Source organism: Arthrobacter sp. GQ119 (assembly GCF_059759125.1).
This window is the reverse complement of sequence record NZ_JCAXEA010000015.1, coordinates 108,024-121,494: the sequence shown is the minus strand read 5'-3', so window position 1 is coordinate 121,494 and position 13,471 is coordinate 108,024. Positions and strand designations below refer to the sequence as shown.

General features: G+C 65.1%; 11 protein-coding genes, 2 tRNA genes and 1 pseudogene. 11 read left to right on the top strand and 3 right to left on the bottom strand.

Features of this window, described 5'->3' with window-relative positions:
- On the bottom strand, positions 1-636 hold the full coding sequence (locus AC6CH3_RS15075) for a Tat pathway signal protein (protein WP_498133184.1): 636 nt from the start codon (positions 634-636) through the stop codon (positions 1-3).
- A 235-nt stretch (positions 637-871) separates the two neighbouring features.
- Between AC6CH3_RS15075 and AC6CH3_RS15070 the strand changes: the two genes are divergently transcribed.
- The 5 genes from AC6CH3_RS15070 to AC6CH3_RS15050 all read left to right on the top strand — a co-directional run bounded on the left by AC6CH3_RS15070 (position 872) and on the right by AC6CH3_RS15050 (position 5,412).
- Positions 872-1,525 (top strand): MOSC domain-containing protein, encoded by a 654-nt coding sequence (locus tag AC6CH3_RS15070; protein ID WP_498133183.1) that lies wholly within the window; start codon positions 872-874, stop codon positions 1,523-1,525.
- 557 nt (positions 1,526-2,082) lie between these two features.
- Positions 2,083-4,122: a DEAD/DEAH box helicase gene (locus AC6CH3_RS15065; RefSeq protein ID WP_498133182.1), complete on the top strand. Its 2,040-nt coding sequence runs from the start codon at positions 2,083-2,085 to the stop codon at positions 4,120-4,122.
- 275 nt (positions 4,123-4,397) lie between these two features.
- Positions 4,398-4,469: transfer RNA gene (locus AC6CH3_RS15060), tRNA-Thr, on the top strand.
- 61 nt (positions 4,470-4,530) lie between these two features.
- Positions 4,531-4,604 (top strand) — tRNA-Met (locus AC6CH3_RS15055).
- Between the two features lie 217 nt (positions 4,605-4,821).
- A complete protein-coding gene (locus AC6CH3_RS15050) occupies positions 4,822-5,412 on the top strand; it encodes a hypothetical protein (RefSeq protein WP_498133181.1) in 591 nt (196 codons plus the stop codon).
- Positions 5,413-5,683: 271 nt separating this feature from the next.
- Here the strand turns inward: AC6CH3_RS15050 and AC6CH3_RS15045 are convergent, their stop codons facing one another.
- Positions 5,684-6,829 (bottom strand): hypothetical protein, encoded by a 1,146-nt coding sequence (locus AC6CH3_RS15045; protein ID WP_498133180.1) that lies wholly within the window; start codon positions 6,827-6,829, stop codon positions 5,684-5,686.
- A 371-nt stretch (positions 6,830-7,200) separates the two neighbouring features.
- On the opposite strand from AC6CH3_RS15045, the gene AC6CH3_RS15040 reads away from it, so the two are divergent.
- The 3 genes and pseudogenes from AC6CH3_RS15040 (at position 7,201) to AC6CH3_RS15030 (ending at position 9,546) form a co-directional block, all read left to right on the top strand.
- Positions 7,201-7,428: a hypothetical protein gene (locus AC6CH3_RS15040; protein WP_498133179.1), complete on the top strand. Its 228-nt coding sequence runs from the start codon at positions 7,201-7,203 to the stop codon at positions 7,426-7,428.
- 391 nt (positions 7,429-7,819) lie between these two features.
- Positions 7,820-8,592 (top strand): annotated as a pseudogene (gene yidC, locus AC6CH3_RS15035) (membrane protein insertase YidC); the annotation flags it as partial.
- 75 nt (positions 8,593-8,667) lie between these two features.
- Entirely contained in the window at positions 8,668-9,546 is an 879-nt protein-coding gene (locus AC6CH3_RS15030; RefSeq protein ID WP_498133178.1) for an LssY C-terminal domain-containing protein, read from the top strand.
- Positions 9,547-9,664: 118 nt separating this feature from the next.
- Here AC6CH3_RS15030 and AC6CH3_RS15025 read toward each other — a convergent pair whose 3' ends face one another.
- A complete protein-coding gene (locus tag AC6CH3_RS15025) occupies positions 9,665-10,390 on the bottom strand; it encodes an HNH endonuclease family protein (protein ID WP_498133177.1) in 726 nt (241 codons plus the stop codon).
- 227 nt (positions 10,391-10,617) lie between these two features.
- Here AC6CH3_RS15025 and AC6CH3_RS15020 point away from each other — a divergent pair, with 227 nt between their 5' ends.
- The 3 genes from AC6CH3_RS15020 to AC6CH3_RS15010 are packed head-to-tail and all read left to right on the top strand — an operon-like array spanning position 10,618 to position 13,459.
- Positions 10,618-11,178: a dihydrofolate reductase family protein gene (locus tag AC6CH3_RS15020; protein ID WP_498133176.1), complete on the top strand. Its 561-nt coding sequence runs from the start codon at positions 10,618-10,620 to the stop codon at positions 11,176-11,178.
- Positions 11,179-11,220: 42 nt separating this feature from the next.
- The gene (locus AC6CH3_RS15015) at positions 11,221-11,880 is read left to right on the top strand and encodes an NAD(P)H-binding protein (protein WP_498133175.1); all 660 of its coding nucleotides are present in this window, start codon (positions 11,221-11,223) and stop codon (positions 11,878-11,880) included.
- A gap of 7 nt (positions 11,881-11,887) precedes the next feature.
- Positions 11,888-13,459, top strand: a complete 1,572-nt coding sequence (locus tag AC6CH3_RS15010; protein ID WP_498133174.1) for a Na+/H+ antiporter — start codon at positions 11,888-11,890, stop codon at positions 13,457-13,459.
- Positions 13,460-13,471 lie beyond the last annotated feature (12 nt).

Here is a 13,471-nt window from a genome sequence, read left to right as displayed (position 1 = left end):
CTAGCCTCCTGTGCTTCCGCCCTTGGAGCTGCTGCCGAAACCGCCCCTGCTGACCGTACCGCCCTTGGTGCTGTATCCCGTGGATGCCTTGGCGCCCTGCGGAACAGTCCTGGTGAAATTCGGATAGGCGTTCCGGCTCTGGCCCACGCCCGGAACGCTGGCGCCGCGGGCGTAGAAGTACCAGGCGTAAAGGGCGCCGCCGCGCCCTGCGGTGCTGGTGCACTGGGTGTCTTCGACGCGTTCGCCGGTTTCCTCGTTGAAGCACACCTGTGCGTAGTCGGGCTCCTGTTCGTTGCTGGCCACGATCGCCGTGATGGTGCCTGCCAGCAACGCGGTCACGCCCAGGCCCACCACTACGGTGCGGCGCTGCGAGCGCTTCTTCCTCGCCGCTGCCGAGCTCAGTTCGCGCTCGCGTTCCCGGGCGAACGGGTCAACGATGGGGCTGGGCTGCCCGGGCTGGTCTTTTCCCGCTCCGTCTTTCCTTGCTCCGGGGTTCAGCAGTTCGGGGTTTAGCAGTTCAGGGCGGAGCTCCGGCTTGGGCACCTGCCAGGGCGGCGGCTTGGGGCCGTCGGCGCCGGACGCGTCCCCGCGCGCACCGTCGTCGCGGTCTTTGGACTGGTCTTTCTCCGGGTCCATGGTTCCCCCTGCTGGTCCATGCCGATCTGTTCCTGGCCGATCTGTTCTTGGCTGATGCGTTCCCGGCCGGGCGGGCCTCGCCGTTGGCGCTGCCGTCCTTGGCGGGACGGAACCGCACGCAAATCCTGCAGCCAGCCTAGTGTCTGCGCCGCCACGCCGCGAACAAAAAATCCGGTGATAACCCGCCAGGATTCCGCCGGACGACCCGGTGGGCCCGAGAACCTAGACTGTTGCCATGGACACAGCCACTCTGCTCGCCGTCTGCCGGGTACACCAGCTCCTGCCTGATGAAGGGAACGTGGGCGTCACCGCAATCGACAAGCGCCCCGTCGACGGTCCGGTGAAGGTGCACAAACTCGGCCTGCACGGTGACGTCCAGGCCAGCCGGATCCACCACGGCGGGGAGGACCAGGCCCTGTACGCCTATTCCCAGGCCGATACCGACTACTGGGTCGGCGAGCTGGAGCGTGAACTGCCGCCGGGCATTTTCGGCGAGAACCTGAGGGTTTCCGGCATCGAAGCAACCGGTGCCGTCATCGGCGAGCGCTGGAAGATCGGGCTGGACGTGGAAGTCGAAGTCACCTCGCCGCGTGTGCCATGCGCTGCCTTCCAGCGGCGCATGGGGGAGAGCCAGTGGGTCAAGCGCTTCACCGAGGCAGGCCGTGTTGGCACCTACCTCCGCGTGATCCGCACCGGATCCATCCAGGCCGGTGACCACATCCACCGGCTCTTCGTGCCGAGGCATGGTGTGACCATCGGACGCTGGTTCAGCCAGCCCGACGTTGAAGCCATGGAGGCGCTCCGGGACGCCGAGGCAGACGGCGAGGTCAGGCTCCAGCCCGAGTACCACGACGAGTTCGAGAAGCTGCTCCGGCGCGTCGGCAGCTGACCTGCCTCCCATCTGCCTCGACCTGCTGGCCACCCGTGCATTTCTGCACCACTTTCAGCAGTCCGGGTGCGGCTGGCCCGTGGTGCGGGCGCGGAGGCGGGATCCTCTGGCGCTGGAAAGCGGTGCAGAAACGCCGGAGTGCAGCTGGAAGAGGGGCGGAAAAGGCAGGTTGGCTGCTGCGGGTGTGGCCAAGGTCACCGGTGCTGCAGGGGCCCCGGTTTATCGATGGACGGAACTATGCCCTACACTTGAAATATCCCCCACTCCGGAAATCCCTTATTCCTGCCCAATTTTTGAGGCAGGACTGGCAAGTGTTGGAGTCCGCAACTGTGATGCGGGCATTTTCATAGGGAGAGCCGGCTAAAGAAAACGCTGTACAGACTGCTGGGATAGCAGCCAAGAGATGCAGCGGGAAGTCCTGCCACGGGATTGCGAAAGCGCCGGACTTCTACGTGACCGGCCGGTCAATGTATGCCCGGCAACCACGGCACATGTACTGCGGCTCCGCTCACCTCGGGTTGTGCCGCCTGGCCCCCTATGGATGAGGAAACTTCCCTATGCCCGAAAATCACAACGACGCCATCGACACCGAGAACACGGTCAACCCCGAGGCCGCAGCACCTGAAGCTGCCGCCACGACCGAAGAAGAAGAAGGCGTCCGCTTCACCGACCTCGGCATCGACCCCCGCGTCCTCGCCGCCCTGCAGGACGTCGGTTACGAAAAGCCGTCCCCCATCCAGGCAGCAACCATCCCGCTGCTGCTCGAAGGCCGCGACGTCGTGGGCCTCGCCCAGACCGGCACCGGTAAGACTGCAGCATTCGCAGTACCGGCACTGTCCCGCCTGGCAGAGCTCCACGACCTCAACGGCCCGTCCCGCAAGACGCAGGCCCTGGTGCTGGCCCCGACCCGTGAGCTTGCCCTCCAGGTCGCCGAGGCATTCACCTCCTACGCCAAGCACATCGAAGACTTCACCGTCCTCCCCGTCTACGGCGGCTCCGCCTACGGCCCCCAGCTCGCAGGCCTGCGCCGCGGCGCCCAGGTTGTTGTCGGTACCCCCGGCCGCGTGATCGACCACATCTCCAAGGGTTCCCTGGACCTGTCCGAGCTTCAGTACCTCGTCCTGGATGAGGCCGACGAAATGCTGCGCATGGGCTTTGCTGAAGACGTGGAGCAGATCTTCCAGCAGACCCCCTCGGACCGCCAGGTTGCGCTGTTCTCGGCCACCATGCCGAGCCAGATCCGCCGGATGTCCAAGCAGTACCTGAACAACCCGGCCGAGATCTCGGTGAAGTCCAAGACCACCACCGGTGCCAACACCAAGCAGCGCTACCTGCAGGTCATGGGCCCGCACAAGCTCGACGCGCTGACCCGCATCCTCGAGGTTGAAGAGTTCGACGGCGTCATCGCGTTTGTGCGCACCAAGATGGCCACCGAGGACCTCGCCGACAAGCTGAAGTCCCGCGGTTTCCAGGCTGCCGCCATCAACGGCGACATCCCGCAGCAGCAGCGCGAACGCACCGTTGACGCGCTGAAGGAAGGCCGCATCGACATCCTGGTTGCCACCGACGTCGCAGCCCGTGGTCTTGACGTAGAACGCATCAGCCACGTGATCAACTACGACATTCCGCATGACACCGAGTCCTACGTGCACCGCATCGGCCGCACCGGCCGTGCGGGCCGTTCCGGCGACGCCATCCTTTTCATGACGCCGCGGGAGAAGTACCTGCTGCGCTCCATCGAAAAGGCCACCCGCCAGCCGGTCGAGCAGATGCACCTGCCCACCGCTGAGACCGTGAACACGCTGCGTCTGGGCAAGTTCGCCGAGCGCATCACCGAGACGCTGGAATCCGAGGATGTCTCGGCGTTCCGCGACCTCATCGCCTCCTACGAGGAAGAGCACAACGTTCCCGCCGCGGAGATCGCTGCAGCACTGGCTGTCATGGCCCAGGGCGGACAGCCGCTCCTGGTCAAGGAACTGCCTGCTGCTCCCGAGTTCCAGAAGCGTGAGCGCTCCAAGGACGGCTTCGGCTCGCGTGGCCCGACCCGCGCGCTGACCGAGGGCAACGCAACCTACCGGATCGCCGTCGGACGCCGTCAGCGCGTCATGCCGGGCTCCATCGTGGGCGCCATTGCCAACGAGGGTGGCATCTCCTCGGCCCAGATCGGCGGCATTGACATCCGCTCGGACCACTCCCTCGTGGAGCTCCCGGCGGACCTGAGCCCCGAGCAGCTGCGCGCCCTGTCCCGCACCCGGATCGGCGGCGAGCTGATCCACCTCGAGCTGGACAACGGCCGCAAGCCGTCCGGTGACCGCGGAAGCTACCAGGGAAGCCGTGGCGGCGACCGCGGCGGCAACTTCAAGGGCAACGGCGGCTTCAAGAAGGAATTCCGCAAGAACGACGGCGAGCGCTCCTCGGCGGACCGCGGCGGCCGCTCGTACAGCGAGCGTTCCGAGCGCAGCTTCGGCGCTGACAGCGGTGCAAGCCGCGGCCAGGCCAGCGATTCCCGCTTCGGCGGCCATGGCGACGGCGCACGCAAGCCCCGCCACGGCAGCGAAGGCGGCCACCGCGACTTCAACCGCAAGGGCAAATGGTAATCGCAGCCAAATGGTAAGCACCGCCGGGTAAACGCGGGCCCGGGGGAGTAGTTCCCAGGCGGTGGTTTCCTGCAACACTCAGGGACCGGCTTTCGAGCCGGTCCCTGAGTGCTTTAACGGACCCGCACCGCGTGAAGCGGCCAGCCACGGGAGGGCTCAAACGGCCGATTTGAAGGCCACAAAAACCGTTCATGCGCAACTGTTTCGATGGCACTGGCGCCGTCCTTCCGCCGATTTGTTGAGGATGAAATCTTCCGGTAGAGTATTTACTCGTTGCCCCCCTAGCTCAGTGGTAGAGCGCGTTCTTGGTAAGAACGAGGTCACCGGATCGATTCCGGTGGGGGGCTCTGAATGAGGGCCTGTGTCAGGGCGGTCTTGACCGGCTTGGCGCAGGTTTTTCTCATTCGTGGCGGTGTAGCTCAGTTGGTTAGAGCGCACGACTCATAATCGTGAGGTCGGGAGATCGAGCCTCCCCACCGCTACAGACTAAGATCCCCGGAATCCGCGAGATTCCGGGGTCTTTCTGTATTGGGAGGCGACTCACCTACGAGAGGCGTCTCTTAGATTCTCTCAAAAAGCACCACATTCTCTGAGGGGTGGCTGTTAAATGGCTGCTCTTGGCCGCGGGGGCGGGTCGTTGAACTCCTTCCGTCCTTGGCACCCACGGATAGTGAGCGCGCACAGACCCTAGGGGCACTGTTGAAATCCCTGAGCGCGGCCAACATGCCAGCGCTGGCCGCTTTTACTGACAGCGCAGACTCTCGGCTGGTCCTCGGTGTCGTTGAGGTTCTGTCATCCCTTTCAGTCACGGACAGTGAGCGGGCGCAGGCCTGCGCGGCTGCGCTGGAGGCCCTGATCGCCACCGACAGCTTGGGCCAAATCCGTAACCTCGTCGAGGTCCTGCCGTCCCTGGCACCCACGGAGAATGAACGGGCACAGGCCTGCGCGTTAGCGCTCCGGGCGCTGACCGCCACCGGCGACCCTAGCCAAGTCCTCGCAATGGTCACGGCCCTGGAAGCCCTGGCAACGACGGATGGTGAGCGGGCTCGGGCCTGCGCGTTAGCGCTCCGGGCGCTGACCGCCACCGGCGACCCTAGCGAAGTCCCCGCAATAGTCCAGATCTTGGAAGCCCTTACCACGACGGATGGTGAACGAGCGCAGGCCCGTACGGCCATTCTTCGAGCCTTTGCCAACAGTGACGATGATTATGGTACCTATCGCCTGACAAAAGCCCTGAGATCCATGTCGTCGACTGAGGCTTGGTCAGCGTGGTTGGCCGACAGCCGTTGACCGGATTCAGCCTGACTTCAGTAAGTTGGAAGGCAACAACAGCCGATACAACCCGTCACAAGAAGCTGGGGCAAGGGACCTGATGGTGCCGAGTTTCTTTTCAAATGGGCCGACTAGCTGCCTAGGTCAGAAACGGCGTGGATCGGCTGTCTGGTCGGCCTTGATGCACTTCCTGGGTAAGTAGGAGGACCAATTCCTGCAAGAGCCCGGTGCCAGGCCTGAGGCGTCTCGCGGGCTCGGACCTGACGAGAGGAACCAAAAGGAGCCCGATTCAGGCCTTGACAGTCACAAGCTTTTTCAGCTTCTCATTCTGGATGGAGTCGAGTAGGGCGTCGAACTGCTTCTTGAATACATTCTTCTTCGTATCATCCTTTTCGCTGTCGATCTTCTTCTGAAGCTCGGCAGCGCGGTTGAGCATTGTCACGTCCGAGTAGGCGGTGAACACCTTCTCGGTGAGCTCTGGAACCTCACCGTCTTTGCTGTGGTTCAGGAATTTTGCGGCGAGTTCCGCGGTCACTGCGGCGGGCTTCCACTTTTTCAGGTCCTCGTCCTCGGCTCCGTGCACTTTTACGAGCGCATAAGGCCATGGGCCACGAACCCTTTGGCCGGCTTTGAACGTCCAGCCGGCGTCGTTCCAGCTGCCGTCCTCCACATGCCGGAGGACCTGGTCCTGTCCATCGACATAGAATGCCTTACCATCAACTTCGAGGAAGTCCTTCGGTCCGTCCTGGGCGTTTTTATACCCATCGTTTGACGTGTAGCCGGCGACTACGTTATCCACCTGCCCCTGCATCATCACCTCGCGGTTGTCCTCCGTCAACAACACGAAGCCCGCCCTCTGGGCAACGCTGCCCGGGTCGGCAATAGAAAGCCCCCAGTCCAGACTCGTCAAGCCAGCGCCGTCGATACCCCTGTCGAGAAGCGCGATACCGAGGTTGGCTCCAGCTTCCGCGACCCCGACGATGGCTTGGGCGCCAGCCACGCCGACGGGGCCTCCAAGTGCCATGCCGCCGATCAGGATGGGGAGACTGGCGATGTTCTTAGCGGCTTTGACCCACGCCTGGACTACATCACGTGGGAAATAATCGAACTTCAGCTTGACTGAAATGGAAAGGAAGGTGGCGGACTCAGCCGGGGAGTAGTAGATAACGCGAGTGCCGGCCGTCCCGTTGTTGAGCGCGACCATCTCCTGTGACTTAACCTTCTCGCCCCACCAGTTCATTGCAACGACAGATGGGGCTGTGGCCGGCCCGTCAGGATCCCTCGCTGTCGACATAACGAGCAACTCTCCGTCGTCTCTGCGGATCCGCCCGACATAGACCGATACCAACTCGACCTTCAACGGATTCCCTATTCCGATCGGTTCGAATTTCACGGTGTCGCCGCGCAAATCAAAGATGGGATCTGCCTGAAACATCTCGTGCTCCTAGCCTCTGGCCCGTATTTTGATCAGGCTAGCCCCGGCCGAAGACCTCTGCAAGGTCTGGCGTTGACTCATGGGAAAGGTCCGCGTAGCGGGCTACGTTGCCTCAGTGGAAAAGGTCCGGAAAGAGGTGAGGCGCGGACATCCTTGAGGGATGGGACTGATGATGAGCCAGCGCAAGGCCGTCACGGTGGTCAAGGCCGGGCGTATGCCCGCGGGAGCCGGACGGAGAAGGTGAGGATCCTTGATGACCTTGTGGAACTGACGGGCTGGAACCGGGACTACGCACGGCGGGCTTTGCGGCAGGCTTTGGAGCTGCACCCGGTGCGTGCCCGTCCGCGGCCGCCCCGGTTTATGGTCAGTGGGTGATCGAAGCGCTTGTGGTCTGCTGGGCGGTGCTGCGGGCCCCGGCCGGCAAGAGGCTGGCGCCGATGCTGCCGGTGCTCGTGCCCTTGCTACGCCGGGACGGGGAACTGGACCTGAAGGACGCGGAGGCCGTACTGCTGATGGGGGATGAGCGCGGCGACGATCGACCGGAAGGTGGCTCGACACCGGCCGCACGCGTTCAGGATAGGAGAGAAGGCATTCGATAAAACGGGTTGCAGGCGAATGGGAAACGGCAGTGGTGCGTGTGTCAGACCTGACTGCGGACCGGGGATCGATAGTCCCCGAACCCAACGTTTACCCAACGAATACTCTGAAATGCTGTGGAAGCAGTCGAAGACTGGAGAAGGCTGGCGGAGGCGTTCTCCCCTACGAATGAAAGCCATACGGCATATGTTGGAAGCTGGGAAAACGTGTGGCCATCTAATCGTGAGGTCGGGAGATCGAGCCTCCCCACCGCTACAGGCTAAGACCCCCGGAATCCGCAAGGTTCCGGGGGTCTTTCTGTTTGAGGTATGACGGGTGCCGATGCCATCGGGGGGCCGTGACAACGGCCCCCATTCGCCGTAGCTTTGCAGCACCGCACGAATGGGGATATCAGTGGAATTCCTCGAAACAATCCTGTCTCCGTTCACCTGGCTTGTGTCCGTCATCATGGTGGGCTTCCATGAGGGCCTGGGCGCTATCGGCCTGCCGGCAGAAAGCGGCTGGACGTGGACGCTGTCCATCATCGGGCTGGTGCTGGTGATTCGAGCGGCCCTGATTCCCGTCTTCCTCAGGCAGGTCGAGGCCCAGCGCCGCATGCGGTTGCTGCAGCCAGACCTGAAGCAGCTGCAGGACAAGTACGAGGGCAGGAACGACCAGCTGTCCCGTCAGGCCATGGCCCAGGAACAGATGGCCATGTACAAGAAGCACGGCACCAACCCGTTCTCCGCGTGCCTGCCGCTCCTGATCCAGACGCCGTTCTTTTTCGCGCTGTTCACCGTGCTGTCCGGCATAAGCGCGGCCCGTGAGAAGGGCAGCGGCCTCGGTGCGATGAGCCATGACCAGGTGGTGCAGTTCGATGAGTCCACCATTTTCGGCGCGGTCTGGCCGCATCGCTGCTCCACGGAGAAGGCAACCCGGCAGCGGTCGCTATCCTGACCGTCGTCATGATCCTGACCATGACCGCAGCGCAGTTCATCACGCAGAAGCAGATCATGGCCAGGAGCATGCCTGAAGAGGCCGTGGCTTCCCCGTTCATGCGCCAGCAAAAGGTGCTGCTCTATATCCTCCCGGTCGTGTTTGGCGTGGGCGGCGTTCTCTTTCCCATCGGCGTCCTGATCTACTGGACAGTCAGCAACCTGTGGACCATGGTGCAGCACTGGTTTGTCACCGATCCCCTCAAAGACGGGCAGGGATGACAGAGTATTCATAGTGATGATCCGGCAACGGGAGGAGAACGGGCAGTGACGTCGGCTGAGGGGAACCGGCCAGCTCCGGCCGAACCGGACCATTCCCGGCCGGAGAGCCGGACGGAACGCAGGCAGAGCCGCTGGGCCACGATACTGGCGGTGCTTCAGCGACTGCTGTACGGGGCCATCACGGTGGCAGTGGGCTGGGCGGTGTACTACTTCCTGCTGGCACGCCTGACGCGGGGTCCCGAGCAGGTGTGGGTGTTCCTGCCCGTGTGGCTGATCCTGGCCTACGCGCTCCTGCCACGCATCCACAAGATTCTCAGCAGCCTGTACATTCCGGACTACTTCATCGGCCGTGCGCGCACCGGTGACGGGGTGCTCGGTGATCCGGTCAATCTGGCGGTCGTCGGTCCTGCGGAGGAACTACGGCACGCCATGACGACGGCGGGATGGGTTGAGGCTGACCCCGTTACGCCCCGCACCGCCTGGCGAACCCTGGAATCGACCGTCCTGGGCCGCAGCTATCCGGCCGCGCCGGTGAGTTCCCTCTACGTTTTCGGGAACCGGCAGGACATGGCGTTCCAGCGTGAGATCGAGGGGAACCCCCGCAAACGGCACCATGTCCGGTTCTGGAAATGTCCGGATGGCTGGATGCTGCCCGGAGGGCTCGCCGTGGACTGGGTGGGTGCCGGCACGTATGACAGAAGCGTGGGCCTGTCCCTTTTCACCTTCCAAATCACCCACAAGATCGCGGACCGGACCGACGAAGAGCGGGATTTCATCATCGAAACCCTCCGGGTGGCCAACGCGGTGGAATCAGTGCACGTGATCCGCAACTTCTCCTCCGGCTACCACCACCGCAACGGCGGCGGTGACGCCATCCGCACAGACGGCCACCTTCCGATCATCGACCTGAACCCGCCGTCCTGAACCCGCCGACGCCTGGAACCGCCGACGCTTGGAACTAACGCGCGCGCCTGCAACATCCGTCGGCGCCTGAACCCCGCCGGCGCCTGGCACAAGCGCAGGCGCCCGGCATGAAGCAGCCCTATACCCTGGTGACGCTGACGCGCACATTCGGGCAGGAGTCCGCATAGCGGACCAGCGCGGCCTTCTCCGCGCTGTCCACCCGCAGGCCCCACCGGATCTTTACCGCAACCCACTGGCCGATGTAGGCGCAGCGGTTTGCGGGGGGCATCCACGATTCCGGCCCCCTGGCCTGCTTTGCGGAGTTCAGCGCCGCTGTCAGCGCGTTCAGGGATCGGGAGTCGCCGAGGTCGTTGTAGAACGCCACCCTCCGCGCCTGCGACCAGTAGCGCGCCCCCGAGCCCCACGCCTCGTGGACCGGCACGGTGTGGTCGATCTCCACAGCCGATGCCGAGGTGTGGGTCCGGTTGTCCCAGGGGGATACCCAGCGGCCCGTGCGCAGGGTGCACCGCCGCGCCGTCGTGTAGGTCACGGCCGACTTTGTCTCCTGGAGGAGGACTTCGGCCCTGGTGTTCTGGCAGTCGCGGTTGGCGTCATTCCAGTAGCCGAAGTAGCGGTTCCTGTCGTACCCGGTGTTGTTCTCGGCCGCCACGGCAAGGGACCGGGCCGCGGTGCGCAGCGGCGCCGAGTAGTAGGACGCGGCCTCCGCGGGGACGGCCACGCCGGCGAGCAGCAGCCCGCCCGCCAGAGCCGATGCGGCAAGGGACCTGCCCCAGGCGGCGGGGCTGATGAGTGCGGCCAGTGCTGCCGCCCGCTTTCGGACATGCTTGAACCGGTTTGCCGGCATGATTCCCCCATTACAGGCTCGTGAAAAGTGGCGCAAAAGTTGACGCGGAATCCAGCATTACAGCCGAGGCTGCCCCGGACCGGATTCTTGATGAGGTCCTGATGGAATCCTGTGCCATTGCTGAGGCGGGCCGCCGGAAGCCCTGGAACGTTGCCATCCCGAGGCGGGCACTCTAGGGTCGGGAGCCTAGGCTCGGACCGGATCAGGCACACCACAGGAGGCCCGGCATGGCCAAACTGATCTACTCATTCATCATGTCCCTCGACGGCTACGTGGCGGACCGCGACGGCCGCTTCGACTGGGGCGAGCCGGACGAGGAAGTGCACACCTTCGTCAACGGGCTCCAGCGCGGGATCGGCACCTATCTGTTCGGGCGGCGCCTCTATGAGGTGATGGTGGCGTGGGAAGACCCCTCCGCCTTCGCCCAGGAACCTCCTTACATCCAGGACTTCGCTGAGCTCTGGAAGGCGGCAGACAAGGTGGTGTTCTCCCGGACGCTCGACCGTCCGTCCAGCGAGCGGACCCGCATCGAGCGGGAGTTCGACGCCGGCGCCGTCAGGCAGCTCAAGGCGGACGCCGGGCACGACCTGGCCGTGGGCGGTCCGGAGCTCGCCGCCGCCGCCATCCGGGCAGGACTGGTGGACGAATTCCAGATGTTCCTCTCGCCTGTGGCGGTGGGAGGCGGCAAAAAGTACCTCCCGGACGACGTCCGCCTGCGCCTTGAGCTGCTGGAAGAACGGCGCTTCGGCAACGGCGTCGTATTCCTTCGCTACGCCAACCGCACCTGACCCCAACTGGGACGCAGCCGCACGCTGGGACAGAATGAGTGCATGACCCGCATCGCGATTATCGGCGGCCACGGCAAAGTGGCCCTCCAGCTGTCCGCCCTGCTCACGGACGAGGGGCACAGCGTCACGTCCTTCATCCGTAACCCCGACCACACCGCCGACGTCGCTGCCACCGGCGCATCGCCGTCGGTCCTTGACGTGGAAAATTCGACGACGGCGGAAATCGCCGCCGCGCTCCGGAACCACGACGCCGTGGTCTGGTCAGCCGGCGCGGGGGGAGGGAACCCGCAGCGCACCTACGCGGTGGACCGCGACGCCGCCATCCGCTCCATGGACGCCGCCGTGGAAGCCGGCGTGAACCGGTATGTCATGGTCTCCTACTTCGGCGCCGGTCCGGACCACGGTGTGCCCGCGGGCCACAGCTTCCACGCCTACGCCGAGGCCAAGGCGGCGGCAGACGAATACCTCCGCGGCTCCGGGCTTTCCTGGACCATCCTGGGACCCGGTTCGCTGACGGACGGACCCGGCAACGGGCTGATCGACGTCAACCCGTCCGACGCTTCCTCGGGCACCGCGACGTCCCGTGCCAACGTGGCCATCGTCGCCGCCGCGGTGCTGGACCTGCCCGGCTGCGCCGGCAGGACCATTCGATTCCGGGACGGCACCCTGCCCGTTTCGGCTGCGCTGGAACCCGTCAAGTAAGGGGCCCATGGACCAGCTCGCACTCATCATCGGACTCCTGCTCGCCACCGTGGTGGCCGTGGGGCTGGGGGACCGGCTGCGCCTGCCGTACCCGGTGCTGATGCTCCTCCTGGCCGTGGCCCTGACGTTCATTCCTGGCTTCCCGGACTTGCAGATCCCGCCGGAGCTGATCCTGCCCCTCTTCCTGCCGCCGCTGCTGTTCGCCACGGCCCAGCGCAGCTCCTGGGCGGTCTTCCGCGTCCGGTGGCGCACACTCCTCATGCTGGCTGTGGCCCTCGTGGTCATCTCCACGGCGGCAGTGGCCGGCGCTGCGTGGCTCATGATCCCGGGGATCGGCATCCCCGCCGCCATCGCCCTGGGCGCCATGGTGGCCCCGCCGGATCCGGTGGCGGTGGAATCTGTTGCCGGCCGCGTCCACATGCCCCGGCGCCTGATCACGGTGCTCCAAAGCGAGGGCCTGTTCAACGACGCGGCCGCCATCGTCATCTTCCAGGCGGCCGTGGCGGCCGCCGTCTCCGGCACCAAATTGGGGCCCGACGTCGTCCTCAAGTTCCTCGTGGGAGCGGCACTTGCCGTCGTGGTGGGCATCGCCATGGGCTGGCTGACGTCGCTGATCACGCGGCTGGTGGCCTCCATGGTCGCGCGCAGCGCGGTCACCCTGGTGGTGCCGTTTGCCGCCTACATCCTGGCGGAAGAATTTCACGCATCCGGTGTGATCGCCGTCGTGGTCACCGCGCTGGAAATGCAGCGGCACGCCCGCCCGAAGGACGCCGCCGAGCGGGTCACGCGAACGGCGTTCTGGGACGTGGTGGAGCTCCTTGTCACCGGGCTGGCCTTTGGCCTCGTGGGGCTCGAAATCCAGGACGTGATCCACACGGAGGGCACCGCGGTCTTCGGCATGGTGGGAACGGCCGTGGTGGTCTGCATCCTGGTCTTTGCGGTGCGGTTCGGCTGGCTGGGGCTGCTGGCGGTGTCCGCCCGCAAGCGGAAGCACGTGCTGCAGCCGACGTCGGCAAAAGAGGTCCTGATCCTGACCTGGTGCGGCATGCGCGGCCTCGCCACGCTGGCTCTTGCGCTGGCGCTTCCGCTCACCCTCGCCGACGGCACACCGTTCCCGGCCCGCGACCAGCTGCTCGTCATCGCGTGTGCGGTGCTGCTGGCCACGCTGGTGCTGCCCGGGCTGACGCTGCCGTGGCTGATGAAGGTCCTGAAGGCCATCCAGGACGGGACCCAGGAGCGGGATGCGGCACGGCTGCTGGCGCGGCGTGCGCAGGCGGCAGCCGTGGCGGCCCTGAAGGACAACGAGCTCATGAAGGAGCTGCCGCCCGAGAAGGTGGCCCTGGTGAAGGAGAAGATGACCAGGCTCCATGCCGAGCTGCTGGACGGCAGCCTCCGCAATGAGAGCCTGGCCGAGAAGCGCGAGCGGGGGAGGGAACTGGCCATCACGGTCCAGACCATCGCCCTGGATGCGGCGCGCCAGGAGGTCATGGCGGCCCGCAATGAGCCGGATATGGATCCCGAGGTGGCCGACAGGGTGCTCCGGCAGCTCGACCTGCGCACCATGATCATGCCGGAGTAGAACACCGGCTGT

Bases quoted from the DNA above. Each gene is read 5' to 3' on its own strand.
- AC6CH3_RS15045 (WP_498133180.1), bottom strand. From the start codon at position 6,829: ATGTTTCAGGCAGATCCCATCTTTGATTTGCGCGGCGACACCGTGAAA.
- AC6CH3_RS15075 (WP_498133184.1), bottom strand. From the start codon at position 636: ATGGACCCGGAGAAAGACCAGTCCAAAGACCGCGACGACGGTGCGCGC.
- AC6CH3_RS15025 (WP_498133177.1), bottom strand. From the start codon at position 10,390: ATGCCGGCAAACCGGTTCAAGCATGTCCGAAAGCGGGCGGCAGCACTG.
- AC6CH3_RS15020 (WP_498133176.1), top strand. From the start codon at position 10,618: ATGGCCAAACTGATCTACTCATTCATCATGTCCCTCGACGGCTACGTG.
- AC6CH3_RS15010 (WP_498133174.1), top strand. From the start codon at position 11,888: ATGGACCAGCTCGCACTCATCATCGGACTCCTGCTCGCCACCGTGGTG.
- AC6CH3_RS15070 (WP_498133183.1), top strand. From the start codon at position 872: ATGGACACAGCCACTCTGCTCGCCGTCTGCCGGGTACACCAGCTCCTG.
- AC6CH3_RS15065 (WP_498133182.1), top strand. From the start codon at position 2,083: ATGCCCGAAAATCACAACGACGCCATCGACACCGAGAACACGGTCAAC.
- AC6CH3_RS15015 (WP_498133175.1), top strand. From the start codon at position 11,221: ATGACCCGCATCGCGATTATCGGCGGCCACGGCAAAGTGGCCCTCCAG.